This is a genomic window from Streptomyces sp. NPDC047014 (assembly GCF_040644195.1).
In the GTDB taxonomy this organism is placed as follows: Bacteria; Actinomycetota; Actinomycetes; order Streptomycetales; family Streptomycetaceae; genus Streptomyces.
Map to the genome: position 1 here is coordinate 1 of NZ_JBEYVX010000048.1, position 16,392 is coordinate 16,392.

The 16,392-nt window shown below is 72.1% G+C and carries 16 protein-coding genes; 4 read left to right on the top strand and 12 right to left on the bottom strand.

What is annotated here, in order from left to right; genetic code table 11:
• Positions 1–171: 171 nt before the first annotated feature.
• Together ABZ873_RS22970 and ABZ873_RS22975 are read right to left on the bottom strand one after the other, a co-directional pair.
• Positions 172–930: a helical backbone metal receptor gene (locus ABZ873_RS22970; protein ID WP_360875149.1), complete on the bottom strand. Its 759-nt coding sequence runs from the start codon at positions 928–930 to the stop codon at positions 172–174.
• Between the two features lie 17 nt (positions 931–947).
• Positions 948–1,550, bottom strand: coding sequence for an XRE family transcriptional regulator (locus ABZ873_RS22975; protein WP_360875249.1), 603 nt, complete (start codon positions 1,548–1,550; stop codon positions 948–950).
• 243 nt (positions 1,551–1,793) lie between these two features.
• Between ABZ873_RS22975 and ABZ873_RS22980 the strand changes: the two genes are divergently transcribed.
• The 4 genes from ABZ873_RS22980 (at position 1,794) to ABZ873_RS22995 (ending at position 6,404) form a co-directional block, all read left to right on the top strand.
• Positions 1,794–2,699 (top strand): 5'-3' exonuclease, encoded by a 906-nt coding sequence (locus ABZ873_RS22980; protein WP_360875252.1) that lies wholly within the window; start codon positions 1,794–1,796, stop codon positions 2,697–2,699.
• A 49-nt stretch (positions 2,700–2,748) separates the two neighbouring features.
• Positions 2,749–3,588 (top strand): siderophore-interacting protein, encoded by an 840-nt coding sequence (locus ABZ873_RS22985; protein ID WP_360875152.1) that lies wholly within the window; start codon positions 2,749–2,751, stop codon positions 3,586–3,588.
• 272 nt (positions 3,589–3,860) lie between these two features.
• On the top strand, positions 3,861–5,417 hold the full coding sequence (locus ABZ873_RS22990) for a serine hydrolase (RefSeq protein ID WP_360875154.1): 1,557 nt from the start codon (positions 3,861–3,863) through the stop codon (positions 5,415–5,417).
• A 30-nt stretch (positions 5,418–5,447) separates the two neighbouring features.
• Entirely contained in the window at positions 5,448–6,404 is a 957-nt protein-coding gene (locus ABZ873_RS22995; RefSeq protein ID WP_360875157.1) for an RluA family pseudouridine synthase, read from the top strand.
• A 44-nt stretch (positions 6,405–6,448) separates the two neighbouring features.
• Here ABZ873_RS22995 and ABZ873_RS23000 read toward each other — a convergent pair whose 3' ends face one another.
• The 10 genes from ABZ873_RS23000 to pafA all read right to left on the bottom strand — a co-directional run bounded on the left by ABZ873_RS23000 (position 6,449) and on the right by pafA (position 16,356).
• A complete protein-coding gene (locus ABZ873_RS23000; RefSeq protein WP_360875160.1) occupies positions 6,449–9,289 on the bottom strand; it encodes a DEAD/DEAH box helicase in 2,841 nt (946 codons plus the stop codon).
• Positions 9,290–9,416: 127 nt separating this feature from the next.
• Positions 9,417–10,382: a twin-arginine translocase subunit TatC gene (gene tatC, locus ABZ873_RS23005; RefSeq protein ID WP_360875163.1), complete on the bottom strand. Its 966-nt coding sequence runs from the start codon at positions 10,380–10,382 to the stop codon at positions 9,417–9,419.
• Between the two features lie 47 nt (positions 10,383–10,429).
• Entirely contained in the window at positions 10,430–10,723 is a 294-nt protein-coding gene (gene tatA / locus ABZ873_RS23010; protein ID WP_360875166.1) for a Sec-independent protein translocase subunit TatA, read from the bottom strand.
• Positions 10,724–10,889: 166 nt separating this feature from the next.
• Positions 10,890–11,090 (bottom strand): hypothetical protein, encoded by a 201-nt coding sequence (locus tag ABZ873_RS23015; protein ID WP_360875169.1) that lies wholly within the window; start codon positions 11,088–11,090, stop codon positions 10,890–10,892.
• A gap of 26 nt (positions 11,091–11,116) precedes the next feature.
• On the bottom strand, positions 11,117–11,344 hold the full coding sequence (locus ABZ873_RS23020; protein ID WP_360875172.1) for a hypothetical protein: 228 nt from the start codon (positions 11,342–11,344) through the stop codon (positions 11,117–11,119).
• A gap of 14 nt (positions 11,345–11,358) precedes the next feature.
• A complete protein-coding gene (locus ABZ873_RS23025) occupies positions 11,359–12,327 on the bottom strand; it encodes a WYL domain-containing protein (protein ID WP_360875175.1) in 969 nt (322 codons plus the stop codon).
• A 102-nt stretch (positions 12,328–12,429) separates the two neighbouring features.
• Positions 12,430–13,386, bottom strand: a complete 957-nt coding sequence (locus tag ABZ873_RS23030; RefSeq protein WP_360875178.1) for a WYL domain-containing protein — start codon at positions 13,384–13,386, stop codon at positions 12,430–12,432.
• Positions 13,387–13,508: 122 nt separating this feature from the next.
• A complete protein-coding gene (locus tag ABZ873_RS23035; RefSeq protein ID WP_360875181.1) occupies positions 13,509–13,895 on the bottom strand; it encodes an FKBP-type peptidyl-prolyl cis-trans isomerase in 387 nt (128 codons plus the stop codon).
• A 41-nt stretch (positions 13,896–13,936) separates the two neighbouring features.
• Positions 13,937–14,878, bottom strand: a complete 942-nt coding sequence (locus ABZ873_RS23040; protein ID WP_360875184.1) for an FKBP-type peptidyl-prolyl cis-trans isomerase — start codon at positions 14,876–14,878, stop codon at positions 13,937–13,939.
• 116 nt (positions 14,879–14,994) lie between these two features.
• Positions 14,995–16,356 carry a Pup--protein ligase gene (pafA, locus tag ABZ873_RS23045; RefSeq protein ID WP_360875187.1) on the bottom strand — a complete coding sequence of 454 codons (1,362 nt, stop codon included), beginning with the start codon at positions 16,354–16,356 and terminating at the stop codon, positions 14,995–14,997.
• Positions 16,357–16,392 lie beyond the last annotated feature (36 nt).

The window sequence follows — 16,392 nt, forward strand, 5'->3', positions numbered from 1 at the left end:
GTCCCCGCAGGACGAGCGCGCAACCACCCCGCACAGGACGACCATGCCCGCACGCGCGAGCCGAGGAGACCTTCCGGAGGGGCACCGCCCCACCCCTGCGCGGGCCAGCCGACCCGGAGCCGAACCCGCTCACCGCGCCACCCCGCACCCGGAACACCGCAGGGCGCCGGGTCAGGCTCCCCTGCCCCGCAGCTGCGCGCCCAGTACCGTCGGGGCCTCCGTCAGGGAGGGGCCGTACCACGTCAGGTGGCGGCCGCTGACGAGGGCCGGGCGGAGGGCCGGGAAGGCATCCGGGCCGTCCTCCGCCGTGAAGCGGTACGGCTCGTCCGGGAGGACGACCAGGTCGCAGCCCGCACCCACCCGCACCAGCTCCTCCACCGCGACCCGCGGATACCGCTCCGCATGCCCGGCGTAGACATTCCGCACGCCCAGCCGCCCCAGCACGTCCCCCGCGAACGTGTCCCGCCCCAGCACCATCCACGGCCGCCGCCACACCGGCACGAACGCATCGAGCCGAGCCCCCGGCTCCACCCCCCGCCACACCCGCTCCGCGTCCACCAGCCACCCCGGCCGCCGCACCAGCCCCAGCGCCCCCACCAGCACCCGCTCCAGCTCCCGCAGCGCGGACGGCACGTCCCGTACCTCCGTGACCAGCACCTCCAGCCCCGCCGCGCGCAGCGCCTCCAGGTCCGGGGCCCGGTTCTCCTCCTCGTTGGCGATCACCAGATCAGGAGCCAGATCCACGATCGCCCGTACGTCGGGGTTCTTCGTCCCCCCGATCCGCACCGGCCCCCCGCCCGCACCGGCCGCACCGGCCGCACCCGCCCCGCCGAGCTCCGCAGGATGCGTGCACCAGTCCGTCACCCCGGCCAGCACCCCCGCCCCGCTCACCGCCACCGCCTCCGTCAGCGACGGCACCAGCGACACCACCCGCCGCGCCACCCCGCTCAACGCCCCGGCGCCGGCGGCTCGGACGTGGCGTGGATGTGCTCGCCCACCGCGACCACCAGGATCCGGGTGTCCTCGGTGACCGCCCGCCAGCGGTGCCGCACACCCCCCGACAGGAACAGCGCGTCCCCGCTCTCCAGCCGGTACGCCCGCCCCTCGGCCTCCACCTGGCACGCGCCCGCGACCACGTACATCAGCTCGTCGTTGCGGTGCTGGTACTCCCGCCCCGCGTCCTGGTCCCCGGTGAACTCCAGCGCGTGCAGCTGATGATGACCGCGCACCAGCGGCCGTACCCCCGGCACCGGATTCAGCCCGGACTCCTCGCCCGCCCGTACGAGGTCCACCGTGCGCGCGGTGTCCGAGGCGGCGAGCAGTTCGACGGCGGTGGTCTCCAGCGCGTCGGCCACCCGCTCCAGGGACCGCATGCTGGGCCGGGCCCGCTCGTTCTCTATCTGGCTCAGGAACGGCACCGACAGACCGCTGCGCGCGGACACCGCGGCCAGCGTGAGGGAGAGCGCACGGCGGCGCTTGCGCACGGCGACGCCCACGCGCAGCGGCTCCTTGCCGTCCTTGTCCTTGCTCTTCTCGTCCCTGTCGTCCATCGTGCCGCGCGTACCGTCCGTACCGTCCGTGCCGTCCGTGCCGTCCCTGTCGTTCATTTCGGGGCTGCCCTCCCCATGTCCGTCGCACATCGGCGTGCTGTAAGCACCTTACGCAGCAACCGCCTCCGGTTTCGCCCGCACGGCTCTTCCCGTACACAACCGCTCACGGACCGTCGCCCTCCGCGGGCGGCCGACGGCCCGTGGCGTTGCGGCATCATCGACCCCGTGACGACACGACGACTGATGCTCCTGGACACCGCTTCCCTCTACTACCGCGCCTACTTCGGGGTTCCGGATTCCGTCCGCGCACCCGACGGCACCCCGGTCAACGCCGTACGCGGACTGCTCGACTTCATCGGCCGGCTCGTCCAGGACCACCGCCCGGACGACCTGGTGGCCTGCATGGACGCCGACTGGCGGCCGCACTGGCGGGTGGAGCTGATCCCGTCCTACAAGGCGCACCGCGTCGCCGAGCTGACCGAGACCGGCCCGGACGTGGAGGAGACCCCGGACACCCTCGCACCGCAGGTGCCGATCATCGAGGCAGCGCTGGACGCCTTCGGCATCGCGCGGGTGGGCGTCGCCGGCTACGAGGCGGACGACATCATCGGCACCCTCACCACGCGGGCCACGGGCCCGGTGGACATCGTCACCGGCGACCGGGACCTCTACCAGCTGGTGGACGACGCCCGGCAGCGGCGCGTGCTGTACCCCCTCAAGGGCGTCGGCAGCCTCCAGGTCACGGACGAGGAGTGGCTGCGCGCGAAGTACGGCGTGGACGGCCCCGGCTACGCGGATCTCGCCCTGCTGCGCGGGGACCCGAGCGACGGCCTGCCGGGCGTCCCGGGCATCGGGGAGAAGACGGCCGCGAAGCTGCTCGACGCCTTCGGCGACCTGGCCGGGATCATCGCGGCGATCGACGACCCGGAGTCCGCGCTCACCCCCACGCAGCGCAAGCGGCTGGACGAATCACGTCCGTATCTGGCGGTGGCCCCGAAGGTGGTACGGGTGGCCTCCGACGTGCCGTTGCCGCAGTTCGGCCCGGCTCTGCCGAGCGCCCCGGCGCAGCCCGAGATGGTCGACGCGCTAGCCCATCGGTGGGGTTTGGGTGGAGCCGTGTCACGTCTGAGCGGCGCTCTGCGCTCCTGAGGTGCTAACTTAGGTAAGGCTAAGTTTCGCAGGAGTCAGGGGAGACACCGTGGCAGAAGGACGCGCCCGCACCGTCGGCACCGCCGTCGTCGTACGCACCGAGCGGCTCTCGCCGCATATGGTGCGGCTTGTGCTGGGTGGTGAGGAACTGGCGGAGTTCGGCGCGGGCACGTACACCGACCATTACGTCAAGCTCCTGTTCGCTCCCGCAGGTGTGCACTACCCCGCTCCCTGGGACCTCGAACGCATCCGCGCCGACTTCCCGCGCGCCCAGTGGCCGCGCCAGCGCGCGTACACCGTCCGGAACTGGGACCCGGCCCACCTGGAGCTGACCCTCGACTTCGTCGTCCACGGCGACGAGGGCCTGGCCGGCCCCTGGGCGGCCCGGGCCCAGCCCGGCGAGCTCGTACGCTTCCTGGGCCCCGGCGGCGCCTACGCCCCGGACCCGACGGCCGGCTGGCACCTGCTGGTGGGCGACGAGAGCGCCCTCCCGGCGATCGCCGCGGCGATGGAGCGGATGCCGGTGGGCGCGGACGTCCGCGCGTTCGTGGAGATCGAGGGCCCCCAGGACGAACTGAAGGTCGCCACCCCGGACGGCGTCACGCCGATCTGGATCCACCGCGGCGACCGCCCGGTGGGCGAGGCGCTGGTGGAGGCGGTCCAGTCCCTGCGCTTCCCCTCCACGGACGTCCACGCCTTCGTCCACGGCGAGGCGGGCTTCGTGAAGGACCTCCGCCGCCACCTCCGCCTGGAACGCGGCGTCCCCCGCGAACGCCTCTCGATCTCGGGCTACTGGCGCCAGGGCGAAACGGACGAGGGCTGGCGCGCGATCAAGCGCGACTGGAACGCCACAGTAGAAGCCGAACAGGAACACCGCACCGCCGCCTGACCCGACCACCACCCAGTCCGGCGGGGCGCAATTCCCCCGCCGGACTACAACTCCAGCCCCGCCACCGGGCGGCAACTCCAGCCCCGCCGGCGTTTGAGGCGCGGGGGCCAGGGGCGGAGCCCCAAACCCAGCCCGCAGGCGCTCACAGCGCAGGGGCACCATCCAGCCCCGCCGGCGTTTGAGGCGCGGGGTCCGGGGCGGAGCCCCGAAAGGCCCGCACCCCCAGGGGCTCCGGCCGCGCGCCCCACCCCCCACAGCGGGACAATAGCCGCATGCGCCCGCTCCGCACCCTGGGAACCGCAGGGGCCGCGGCCCTCCTCACCGCCACCACCGCCACCACCGCGGCAGCGGCGACGGCAACAACGGCCGCCCCACCCCCCACCCCCCAGCCCCAGATCTCCGCCCCCGCCGCCACCCGCGCAGCGACCCGCCTCGACGACATCGTCCCGGCCATGATGCGCCGCACCGGCGTCCCCGGCGTCACCGTGGCCGTCGTCCACAACGACAAGGTCATCCACCTCAAGGGCTACGGCCTCCGCCGCACCGGCGACGACGCCCCCGTCACCCCGGACACCCGCTTCCAGATCGCCTCCCTCTCCAAGCCGGTCTCCTCCACGGTCGTCGCCGCCACCCTCACCGACGCCGCCCAGTGGGACCGCCCCGCCACCCTCCCCGGCTTCGCCCTCAAGGACCCCTGGGTCACCGCGCACGTCACCACCGCCGACCTGTTCTCCCACCGCAGCGGCCTCCCCGACCACGCCGGCGACCTCCTCGAAGACCTCGGCTACGACCAGTCGTACATCCTGGGCCACCTCCGCCTCGCCCCCCTCGCCCCCTTCCGGGCGAGCTACGCCTACACCAACTTCGGCCTCACCGCCGCCGCCGAGGCCGTCGCCCGCGCCCACGGCACCAGCTGGCAGAAGCTCGCCGACGACACCCTCTTCAAGCCCGCCGGCATGACCAGCACCAGCACCCTCTTCTCCACCTTCGCCGAGGACCCCGACCGCGCCGCCACCCACGTCAAGAACCCGGACGGCACCTGGAGCCCCACCTACGTCCGCGACCCCGACGCCCAGGCCCCCGCCGGAGGCGTCAGCTCCACCGCCCGCGACATGTCCCGCTGGCTGCGGCTCCAGCTCGCCGGCGGCACCCTGGACGGCAAGCGGATCGTCCCCGCCGGGACCCTGGCCCGCACCCACGTACCGCACGCCGTCTCCCAGCCGCCCGCCACCCCCACCGCCCGCACCGGCTTCTACGGCCTCGGCTGGAACGTCTCGTACGACGACGCGGGCCGCCTGCGCCTCAGCCACTCCGGCGCCTTCGAGCTCGGCGCGAACACCAACGTCACCATGCTCCCGCTGGAGAAGCTCGGCATCGTCGTCCTCACCAACGGCGCCCCCGTCGGCCTCGCCGACGCCGTGGCCCTGGACTTCTTCGACTACGCCGAGCACGGCAAGGCCACCACCGACTGGCTGACCCTCACCGGCGGGCTGTACGCCCAGCTCGCCGCCGAGGGCCGGTCCCCCACCGACTACGCCCACCCGCCCGCCACCGCCAAGCCCGCCCAGGACAGCTCCGCGTACACGGGCACCTACGACAACCCGTACTACGGCAAGGCCACCGTCACCGCCGACGACAACGGCGCCCTCACCCTCTCCCTCGGCCCCAAACCCCTGCGCTTCCCCCTGACCCACTACGACGGCGACACCTTCAGCTTCGTCACCACCGGCGAGAACGCCGTGGGCCGCACCGGCGCGGTCTTCTCCGGGAACACCCTGCGCGTCGAGTACCTGGACGCCGACCACCTGGGCACCTTCACGCGGCGCTAGCCCCCGGCCCCGCCGCATAGCCTGTCCCCGATGAGACGCAGAACCCCGCCACCGACCTCCCCCCTCCCCCAGCGCGCCGGCATCGACCCGGTCCGGCTGCGGCTCCCGCCCGACCCGGACGGCACCTGGCGGGACCTCGGCGGCTACCTCACCGACCGCTACGCCGGCACCCGCGGCGCGGAGTCGATGGCCCGCCTGCTGTCCGCGGGCCGGGTCCTCGGCCCGGGCGGGCGGGTCCTGCGCGCGGAGGACCCGTACGAGCCGGGCGCCTACCTGTGGTTCCACCGGGACATGGAGCCCGAGCCGCGGGTGCCGTTCGCGGTGCGGGTCGTGCACCGGGACGCGCATCTGCTCGTCGTGGACAAGCCGCATTTCCTGGCGACCACCCCGCGCGGCAGCCACATCACCGAGACCGCCCTGGCCCGGCTGCGCGAGGAGCTGGCCCTGCCCGCGCTCAGCCCGGCGCACCGCCTGGACCGGCTGACGGCGGGCCTGGTGATGTTCAGCGTCCGGCCCGAGGACCGCGGCGCCTACCAGGGGCTCTTCGAGCGGCGCGAGGTCCGCAAGGAGTACGAGGCGCTGGCGCCCGTCGACCCGGGTCTCGCCCTGCCGCGCACCGTCCGCAGCCGGATCGAGAAGGTCCGGGGCGTCATCGCGGCGGCCGAGGTACCGGGCCCGCCGAACGCCGAGACCCGGGTCGAACTGCTGGCCGCCCGGGAGGGCCTGGGCCGCTACCGCCTCGTCCCGCACACCGGCCGCACCCATCAGCTGCGGGTGCACATGAACAGCCTGGGCCTGCCGCTGCTGGGCGACCCGGTCTATCCCCGGGTCACCGAACCGGCCCCCGACGACTACCGCAGGCCCCTGCAACTCCTGGCCCGCGTACTGGAGTTCACCGACCCGGTGACGGGCGCCCCGCACCGCTTCGAGAGCACGCGCACCCTGCGCGCCTGGGAGGACCGCCCCGGCTGGGAGACCGGCCCCTGAGCCCGGCGGCCCGGCCCCCGAAAAGGGCCGGGCCCCACCACGGCCTAGCCGAGCGAGCTGTAGGCCACGACCCCGCGCAGCAGTGCGTCCACGGCCTTGCGGGCGTTCTTCGCCACCGTGCTGCCGCCGTCCGCCGAGGACGAGGGAGCGGCGGCCGCGACCTGCCCGAGCACGTCGATGACCTGCTTGCACCAGCGCACGAAGTCACCGGCGGGCATCTCCGCCTCGCGCAGCACCTCGTCCAGGCTCTTGTCGGAGGCCCACTGGTACGCCGCCCACGCGAAGCCGAGGTCCGGCTCGCGCTGGCCCACGCCCTCCGCCTGGTTGATGCGGTGCTCCTCCTCCAGCGCGTCGAGGCGGCCCCAGATGCGGACCATCTCGCCCAGTGCCTCCTTGGCCGCGCCGCCCGGCACCTTCGGTACGACCGCGTCGTCGGACTGCCGTGCCTCGAAGACCAGCGCCGAGACGCAGGCGGCCAGCTCGGCGGGGCTCAGACCCTCCCAGACCCCGGCCCGCAGGCATTCGGAGGCCAGCAGGTCCAGCTCCCCGTACAGCCGGGCGAGCCGCCTGCCGTGCACGGTGACCTCGTCCTCGCGCAGGTAGTCCAGCTCGGTCAGCAGGGCGTGGATCCGGTCGAAGGTGCGGGCGATGGTGTTCGTCCGGCCCTCGATGCGCCGCTCCAGCTGCTGGGTGTCCCGCTTGAGCCGGTGGTAGCGCTCCGCCCAGCGGGCGTGGTCCTCGCGCTCGTCGCAGCCGTGGCAGGGGTGGGCCCGCAGCGCGGCGCGCAGCCGGGCGATCTCGCGGTCGTCGGCGGCCGCGGCCCGGCCGCGGGTGCGCCGCTCGGGCGCGATGTGCCCGGCCTTGCTGCGCAGCTGCGAGGCCAGGTCCCGGCGGGACTGCGGCGAGCGCGCGTTGAAGGACTTGGGGATCCGCATCCGGTCGATGGCCTCGACCGGGACCGGGAAGTCGATCGCGGCGAGCCGCTTGACCTGCCGCTCGGCGGTGAGCACCAGCGGGCGCGGGCCCTCGGCGTACTCGTGGCCGCGGTGCCCGTGGACCCGCCCGGCCGGGACGCCCGGGTCCAGGACGAGCGCGAGCCCGGCGAACTTGCCGGTGGGCACGTGGATGATGTCGCCCGGCTTGAGCTTCTCCAGCGAGCCGGCCGCCTGCACCCGGCGCTGGGCGGCGCCCTGCTTGGCCAGGTCCGTCTCACGGTCCTTGAGGTCGCGGCGCAGCTGCGCGTACTCCTCGAAGTTCCCCAGGTGGCAGGTCATGCCCTCCTGGTAGCCCTCCAGGCCCTCTTCGTTGCGCTGCACCTGCCGGGAGATCCCGACGACGGAGCGGTCCGCCTGGAACTGCGCGAAGGAGGTCTCCAGCAGCTCGCGCGAGCGGTGCCGCCCGAACTGGCTGACCAGGTTGACGGCCATGTTGTAGGAGGGCTTGAAGCTGGAGCGCAGCGGATACGTACGGGTACCCGCGAGCCCGGCGAGGCCCGCCGGGTCCATGCCGCGCTGCCAGAGCACCACCGCGTGGCCCTCGACGTCGATGCCGCGGCGCCCGGCCCGGCCGGTGAGCTGCGTGTACTCGCCGGGGGTGATGTCGGCGTGCTGCTCGCCGTTCCACTTGACCAGCTTCTCCAGGATGACCGTACGGGCGGGCATGTTGATGCCCAGCGCCAGGGTCTCGGTGGCGAAGACGGCCTTGACCAGGCCCCGGACGAACAGCTCCTCCACGACCTCCTTGAAGGTGGGCAGCATGCCCGCGTGGTGGGCGGCGATGCCGCGCTCCAGCCCTTCGAGCCATTCGTAGTAGCCGAGGACGTGCAGGTCCTCGGTGGGGATGGAGGCCGTCCGCGCCTCGACGATCTCCCGTACGCGGACCCGCGCGGCCTCGTCGTTGAGCCGCAGGCCCGCGAACAGGCACTGCTGGACGGCGGCCTCGCAGCCGGCCCGGCTGAAGATGAAGTTGATGGCGGGCAGCAGCCCGTCGTTGTCGAGGCGGGCGATGACCTCGGGGCGGGAGGGGGTCCAGATCCGGCCGCGGGAGCGCCGTTCGCGCTCGCGGTCGGCCTCGCGGACCATCTTGCCGCGCCGCCGGTCCTTGGGACTGTAGGTGCGGGTGTTCTCCTCGCGGGCCATGCGCAGCAGGTCGGGGTTGACCTCGCGGCGGGCGGAGCCGCGGCCTCCGTGGTCGGACTCCTCCTCGAAGAGGTCGTAGATCCGCCGGCCGGCCATGACGTGCTGCCACAGCGGGACGGGCCGCTCCTCGGAGACGATCACCTCGGTGTCGCCGCGCACGGTGTCCAGCCAGTCACCGAACTCCTCGGCGTTGGACACGGTGGCCGAGAGGGAGACCAGGGTGACGGACTCGGGGAGGTGGATGATCACTTCCTCCCAGACGGCCCCGCGGAACCGGTCGGAGAGGTAGTGGACCTCGTCCATCACGACGTGGCCGAGGCCGAGCAGGGACTGGGAGCCCGCGTAGAGCATGTTGCGGAGCACCTCGGTGGTCATCACGACCACCGGCGCCTCGGAATTGACGCTGTTGTCGCCGGTGAGCAGGCCGACGCGGTCGGCGCCGTAGCGCTTGACGAGGTCGGCGTACTTCTGGTTCGACAGGGCCTTGATCGGCGTCGTGTAGAAGCACTTGCGGCCCTGCTGGAGGGCCAGGTGCACGGCGAACTCGCCGACGATGGTCTTGCCCGAGCCGGTGGGGGCGGCGACGAGGACGCCCTTGCCGGCCTCCAGCGCCTTGCATGCCTCGACCTGGTAGTCGTCGAGGTCGAATTCGTACATCTCGCGGAAGGGGGCCAGGGCGGTGGCGTCTTCGGCGGCGCGGCGCCGGGCAGCGGCGTACCGCTCGGCGGGGGAGAGTTCTTCGGTCATCTTGCTGTGGAGCCTACCCGTCGCCTCCGACAACAGTCCCGATCATTTAAGTGAGGGGGCGGCCCCGGGAGCGGCCGGGGCTCCCGCCCCGGCCGTCCGTCCCTCCGTGCGTCCGGCCGTCCGCCGCTCAGGTGGCGTCGTCGTAGCCGTTGATGCGCTGGCGGCCGCCGTCGGCCTGTCCGGGCAGCGCGGCGGGGGCCGGTACGGCCGCCAGGTCGCCGATCGGCTCCGGGGTGAGGTCCAGCTGCGATGCCTCGTCGTCGCTCAGGCCCGCGTCGGGGTCCTTGCGCCGGCGGCGCCGGTCGTTGAGCAGGCACAGGCCGAGGGCGAGGAAGTACAGGGCGATGATGGGCATGGCCAGGGCCAGCATGGTCGGCGGGTCGCCGGTGGGCGTGGCGAAGGCGGCGAAGATCGTGATGCCGAGGACGAACCCGCGCCACCAGCCCGCGAGCCGCTTGCCGGTGAGCACGCCGGTGAAGTTCAGCAGGACCAGCAGCAGCGGCAGCTCGAAGGCCAGGCCGAAGACGATCACCATGCGGGTGACGAGGTCGAGGTAGTCGTCGACCGGCAGCAGGTTGCGCGCGTGGTCGGGGGTGAACTCCAGCATGATCGTCGCGGTCTGCGGGAGGATCTTGTACGCGAGGACCGCGCCGGCGGCGAACAGCGGGGCGCCGACCGCGACGAAGCTGCGCGCGTACTTCTTCTCGTGGCTGTGCAGGCCGGGGGCGGCGAAGGCCCACAGCTGGTAGAGCCACACCGGTGCGGAGAGCACCACGCCGGCCATCAAGGAGACCTTGAGGGCGATCGAGAAGGCCGAGATCAGGCCGTTCACGGTCATGTCGGCGCAGGGACGGCCGTTGCGCTGGGTCACCACGCCGTTGGTGCAGCCGACGGAGTCGAGCATCGGCTTCAACAGGAAGTTGATGATCTCGCGGTAGAAGAAGGCGGCGACGATCGTGATCACCAGGATCGCCAGGACCGACTTCATCAGGCGGTTTCGCAGCTCACGCAGGTGCTCGACGAGAGGCATGCGCCCTTCGGCGTCCTTGGCCTGTCGTCCAGGCTTCCCTTGCTTGCGGGCAGACTTGAGCAACCCACGTCCCTTGTCTCGTTGCAGCTGACTGGCGTGTCGGGCGGGGCTCAGCCCTGGGCGGTGCGGTTCGGCTCGCCGACGGGACGGGAGCTGGTGACATCACCGGGCGCCGCCTGGATGGTGCGCGGGGCGGGCTGCTGCGGGGCGTTGGGGTCCGCGGACGGAGCGGGCGCGGGGGTCTCGGCCTCGCCGTCCTTCTTCATCGCCTTGGCCTCGCTCTTGAGGATGCGCGCCGACTTGCCGAGGGAGCGGGCCATGTCGGGGAGCTTCTTGGCGCCGAACAGCAGGATGATGACTCCGAGAATGATGAAGATTTCCCAACCCCTGAGGTTGCCGAACATAGGTATCTTCCTTTTCTCCGAGGTTCACAGCACACCGGCGGGCGCCTGGGACTGTCTCTACCGAGGATCGTAACCCCCGGGGGTAAACGCCCGGCAATCCCCGGGCATCCCCTGTCTTGCGTCCCGCCCGGACGGCGACCTCCCCGCCCGGGGGCTGTCCTGTTTGCTACTGCCGTACGCCGCGGCCGGCCCGCGCCAGCCCGGCGGCCGCCTCCTCCAGGTCCCCCGAAGCCTCGGTGATCCGCCGGCTCGCCAGCGCGACCTCGGCGGACAGCCGGCGCACCTCCGCGAAGACGCGTACCGCCGCGACGGCGAGCACGACGAGCCCGAGGAAGCCCAGAGCGATTGCAAACATCGGCCACAGCATGGGCCGAGCCTAGGCCACCACGGGCCTCAGATGCTGCGCAGGGTGCTCACGCCGCCGCCCGTCAGCAGCTCCACAATCCGCTCACCTGCGGGTTTACGGACGGAGGCGCCGCATTCGGGACACATGAAGGAATAGAAGGTGGCTCTCCGGCTGCCGCCGATGGCCAGTCGCAGGGCGCTCGCGTCGAGCTCGAAGCGGGCTCGACAGTCGGGACAGGACGCCTTGAAGGCGACGGGCCCGGACATGGGCGACATGGACCGCGCTCCCCTCAGACCTGTTCCCCGTACCCCGCCAGGGCCTCCCGCGCGGCACTGCGGGCGCTGTCCGCGAGCGCGGCGGGGGCCACGATCCGGCCCTCGCGGCCCAGCCGCAGCGCGAGCCGGCGCAGCGAGCCCGGGTCGGGGCTGCGCAGCGTGATCCGCAGGCCCCCCTCGGGCAGCTCCTCGGCGCTGTCGTGCGGGTAGTACTCCGCGACCCAGCGGCCGCCCGGCCCGACCTCGACCACGACCTCCGGGTCCTCGGCGGACGGCTGGACCAGCCCCTCCGACAGGTCCCGCGGCTCGATCGCCGGCGGCTCGGCCCGCTCGTCCAGCAGCCGGATCTCCGCGACCCGGTCCAGGCGGAAGGTGCGCCGCGCCTCGGAGAGGTGGCACCAGCCCTCCAGGTAGGTGTGCCCCACGGCGAACAGCCGGATCGGGTCCACCGCGCGCTCGGTCAGCTCGTCGCGCGCGGGCGAGTAGTAGCGCAGCCACAGCCGGCGGCGCTCCGCGATGGCCCGGTCGACGTCCGCGAAGACCCCGCCCTCCGACTCGAAGGTCACCGACAGCCGGGAGCTGGCCCCGGCCGCCTCCCCCGCGGCCGCCTCCAGCTTGGCGGTCGCCCGCAGCAGGGCGTCGCGGTCGCTCTCGCGCAGCCCGGGCAGCGTGGCCACGGCCCGCGCCGCGACCAGCAGCGCGGTCGCCTCGTCGGCGGCCAGACGCAGCGGCTCGGCGGTGGACTCGCCCGAGGCGTCGGGGTTGCGCCACCAGATGCGCTCCCCGTCGGTGTCGATGTCGAGCAGGTCCCCGCCGCGGAAGCTGGTCCCGCACATGGGCAGCACGTCGAGGTCCGAGATCAGCTCGTCCTCGGTGATGCCGAAGGCGCGGGCGACGTCGGCGACGTGCGCCCCGGGGCGCTCGCGCAGATAGGTCACCAGGGACAGCATCCGGCGGGTCTGGTCGATGGCGTTGGCAGCCATGCTGGTACGTCTCCCCCTCAGGGCACGTCTGTGGATGTCGCGGTTCGAAAGGGGCGCGGCGGCGGACCGGCGCCGCGCCGGAGGCGGTACCCGGGAAGCGTCTCAGGCCCCGGCCACGGCCCGCAGCCGGTCCACCACGTCCGCCCGCAGGTCGGAGGGCCCGACCACGACGACGTCAGGGCCGAACTCCACGAGCCAGGCGTCCAGCCCGTGCCCGTAGGGGATCTCCAGCTCGTCCCAGCCCTCCGCGCCCTCGCGGACGGCGGTGGCCTTGGCCCGCAGCGGATAGCCCGCGCCGGCCCGCAGCCGGATCAGCGCGGACCGGTCCGCGCCCTCCCCGGCCCAGCCCGCCACGGTCTCCCGTACGGTCACCACGTCGGGCACATCGGCGGTGTACTTGCCCGCCCGGGAGCGGACCTTCCCGGTGATCCGCGACAGCCGGAACACCCGCTCCGCCCCGCGGTCGCGGTCGTAGCCGGCCAGGTACCAGTGGCCGCGCCAGCACTCCAGCGCCCACGGCTCCACCTGCCGGGTCTCGGGCCGGGCGGCATTGGACTTGCGGTAGTCGAAGACCACCGGACGGCGGTCCCGGCAGGCCAGCATCAGCGGCTCGAAGGCCGCCTCGTGGACGGGGATCCGCGGCTCGATGGCACTGCCCTGGCCCCCGTACGGGTCCCCCGCCTCCGGCATCCCGCCGGCGCGCAGCTTCTGCAGGGCGCCGCTGGCGGCGCCCGCCAGCCGGGCCTGCTGCCAGACCTTCGCCGCCAGCCCCAGGGCGGCGGCCTCCTCGGCGTCCAGGGAGACGGGCGGCAGCCGGTTGCTGTCGCGGCGGGCCAGATAGCCCGTCTCGCCGTCCAGGTTCTCCACCGTCTCGATGACCAGGCCGAGTTCGCGCAGATCGTCCTTGTCGCGCTCGAACATCCGGTTGAAGGACTCGTCGTTGCCGGCTTCCATGTACGCCTCGATGGAGCCGCGCAGCTCGCGCTTGCTCAGCGGCCGGCGCGTCCCCAGCAGACACAGCGCCAGATTCATCAGCCGCTCGGCCTTGGCAATCGCCATCGACGCCCTTCCCCCCGTTCTCGACACTCTCGTGACCGTTGACCGTACCGTCCCGGCCGCCACCGGCAAAAGCGAGGGCCCCCGCCTCACGGCGGGGGCCCTGCGCTCACGACTGCCCTGGATCAGGCGGCCATCAGGTCGCACACGAAGATCAGCGTCTCGCCCGGGGCGATCGCACCGCCCGCGCCACGGTCGCCGTAGGCGAGGTGGGCGGGGATCGTCAGCTTGCGGCGGCCGCCGACCTTCATGCCCTGGACACCCTTGTCCCAGCCGGCGATGACCTGGCCGACACCGAGCTGGAACTGCAGCGCGGAGCCGCGGTTCCAGGAGGCGTCGAACTCCTCGCCGGTGGAGAACGCCACGCCCACGTAGTGGACGGAGACGCGCGAGCCGGCCTTGGCCTCGGCGCCGTCGCCCTCCCAGATGTCCTCGATGACGAGGTCGGCCGGGACCGGGCCCTCGGGGAAGTCGATCTCGGGCTTCTCGAGCTTCTCAGGCTTGGTGCTCACGGAACTGCTCCTCAAAAACTGTTGGGACGAACGGGACAGTCTTACATCACGGCGAGGATGTCGAGGCTGAACACCAGCGTCGAGTTCGCCGGGATGGTGCCCTGTTCCTTGTCACCGAAGCCCATGTCCGGCGGGATCACCAGCAGGACGCGGCTGCCGACCTTCTTGCCGACGATGCCCTCCTTGAGGCCCTTGACCGAAAGCTGCTCCAGCGGCCAGGTCACCGACTGGTCCTGGGCGTACGTGCTTTCGAAGGTCTTGTCGTCCTTCCACGTCTTGCCGTGGAACTTCACGGTGACCGTGTCGGTGTCCTTCACCACCGGCCCGTCACCCTCCAGCACGTAGCTCGACACCGACTTGGCCGGCGGGGCCACGTCCTTCGGGACGGTCACGGAGACTTCCTTGCCGTCCGTGTTCGTACCGACCTTGGGCAGGTCCTTGTTGTCCTGGGCGACCTCCTTGCCCGTGGCCGAGGCCGGGACCGTGGTGCCCTTGACGATGTCCACGACGAAGACCAGCGTGGCGTTCGGCTGGATCTTCGGCGGCGAGCCCTGCGCGCCGTAGCCCAGGTCCGGCGGGATCACCAGCTCGACGCGGCTGCCGACCTTCTGGCCCTCCAGGCCCTGGTCCCAGCCCTTGATGACGGCGCCCGCGCCGATCGTCACATCGAACGGCTTGCCCTTGCCGAAGCTCTGGTCGAACGGCTCCTTGCCGTCCCACACCTGGCCGTAGTAGTTGACCTGCGCGATGTCGCCCTTCTTCAGAGCCGGGCCGGTGCCCTCGCTGACGGTCACCACCTTCAGCTCCTTCGGCGGCTCGCCCTGCCCCTTCGACAGGGTGGGCGTCTGCCCGAACTCGGCACCCTTGGTGATGGCGGGCGCCCCGTTCTTCATCTGGGCGGAGTCGGAGCCGCTGTCATCGCCACACGCCGCTGTCGACAGCAGCAGAAGGGGTACGACAAGCAGGCCGGCAATTCGGCGCACGTGTTCCTCAGATCTCAGACGGCAAGGTGGTCGCCCGCCACTCTAAGCCGTGCGAAGGGCCCCGTACGAGAAACGTACGGGGCCCTTCACCAGGAGTGCGCTTCCGCACACCGGACCTACATACCGGCGATCAGCTTCTCCACCCGGTCGTCCACCGACCGGAAGGGGTCCTTGCACAGCACCGTCCGCTGCGCCTGGTCATTGAGCTTGAGGTGCACCCAGTCCACCGTGAAGTCCCGCCGCTGCTCCTGCGCCCGCCGGATGAAGTCGCCGCGCAGCCGCGCCCGCGTCGTCTGCGGGGGCACCGACTTGCCCTCGAAGATCTTGAGGTCGTTGCAGATCCGCGCCGCCTGCCCCTTGCGCTCCAGCAGGTAGTACAGCCCGCGCCGGCGGTGGATGTCGTGGTAGGCGAGGTCTATCTGCGCCACCCGCGGATTCGACATGGTCATGTTGTGCTTGGCCCGGTACCGCTCGATCAGCTGGTACTTCATGACCCAGTCGATCTCGGTCCCGATCCGGTCCAGGTCCTCCGCCTCGATCGCTTCCAGCGTGCGGCCCCACAGCTCCAGCACCTGGTCGACCACACCCGTACGGATGCCCCGGCGCTCGGCGAAGTCCACCGCCTTGTCGTAGTACTCCCGCTGGATCTCCAGCGCCGACGCCTCCCGGCCGCTCGCCAGGCGCACCTTCCGCTGGCCCGTGATGTCGTGGCTGACCTCGCGGATCGCCCGGATCGGGTTCTCCAGGGTCAGGTCGCGCATCACCGTGCCCGCCTCGATCATCCGCAGCACCAGGTCGGTCGCCCCGACCTTCAGCAGCATCGTCGTCTCCGACATGTTCGAGTCGCCCACGATCACATGCAGCCGGCGGTAGCGCTCGGCGTCCGCGTGCGGCTCGTCCCGCGTGTTGATGATCGGACGCGACCGGGTCGTCGCGGAGCTGACGCCCTCCCAGATGTGCTCGGCCCGCTGACTCACGCAGTAGACCGCGCCCCGGGGCGTCTGGAGCACCTTGCCGGCGCCGCAGATCAGCTGACGCGTCACCAGGAACGGGATGAGAATGTCCGCGAGGCGGGAGAATTCCCCGTGCCGGGCCACCAGGTAGTTCTCGTGGCAGCCGTACGAGTTGCCCGCCGAGTCGGTGTTGTTCTTGAAGAGATAGACGTCGCCCGCGATTCCCTCCTCGTGCAGGCGGCGTTCGGCGTCGACGAGCAGTCCTTCGAGAATGCGCTCGCCCGCTTTGTCGTGGGTGACCAGCTCGGTCACGTTGTCGCATTCGGGAGTTGCATATTCCGGATGCGAACCCACATCGAGGTACAGACGGGCACCGTTCCGCAGGAAGACATTGCTGCTGCGGCCCCATGACACGACACGGCGGAAGAGGTAGCGCGCCACTTCGTCAGGAGACAGTCGGCGCTGTCCCCTGAACGTGCACGTGACGCCGTACTCGTTCTCCAGCCCGAAAATGCGGCGGTCCATGACTGAACATTACGCCTTCTGCCCTCTTCTGAAACC

Excerpts from the sequence above, each read along its gene's own strand:
- ABZ873_RS22975 (WP_360875249.1), bottom strand. The coding sequence starts at position 1,550 with ATGGACGACAGGGACGAGAAGAGCAAGGACAAGGACGGCAAGGAGCCG.
- ABZ873_RS22980 (WP_360875252.1), top strand. The coding sequence starts at position 1,794 with ATGCTCCTGGACACCGCTTCCCTCTACTACCGCGCCTACTTCGGGGTT.
- ABZ873_RS22990 (WP_360875154.1), top strand. The coding sequence starts at position 3,861 with ATGCGCCCGCTCCGCACCCTGGGAACCGCAGGGGCCGCGGCCCTCCTC.
- ABZ873_RS22995 (WP_360875157.1), top strand. The coding sequence starts at position 5,448 with ATGAGACGCAGAACCCCGCCACCGACCTCCCCCCTCCCCCAGCGCGCC.
- ABZ873_RS23000 (WP_360875160.1), bottom strand. The coding sequence starts at position 9,289 with ATGACCGAAGAACTCTCCCCCGCCGAGCGGTACGCCGCTGCCCGGCGC.
- tatA (WP_360875166.1), bottom strand. The coding sequence starts at position 10,723 with ATGTTCGGCAACCTCAGGGGTTGGGAAATCTTCATCATTCTCGGAGTC.
- ABZ873_RS23015 (WP_360875169.1), bottom strand. The coding sequence starts at position 11,090 with ATGCTGTGGCCGATGTTTGCAATCGCTCTGGGCTTCCTCGGGCTCGTC.
- ABZ873_RS23020 (WP_360875172.1), bottom strand. The coding sequence starts at position 11,344 with ATGTCGCCCATGTCCGGGCCCGTCGCCTTCAAGGCGTCCTGTCCCGAC.
- ABZ873_RS23025 (WP_360875175.1), bottom strand. The coding sequence starts at position 12,327 with ATGGCTGCCAACGCCATCGACCAGACCCGCCGGATGCTGTCCCTGGTG.
- ABZ873_RS23030 (WP_360875178.1), bottom strand. The coding sequence starts at position 13,386 with ATGGCGATTGCCAAGGCCGAGCGGCTGATGAATCTGGCGCTGTGTCTG.
- pafA (WP_360875187.1), bottom strand. The coding sequence starts at position 16,356 with ATGGACCGCCGCATTTTCGGGCTGGAGAACGAGTACGGCGTCACGTGC.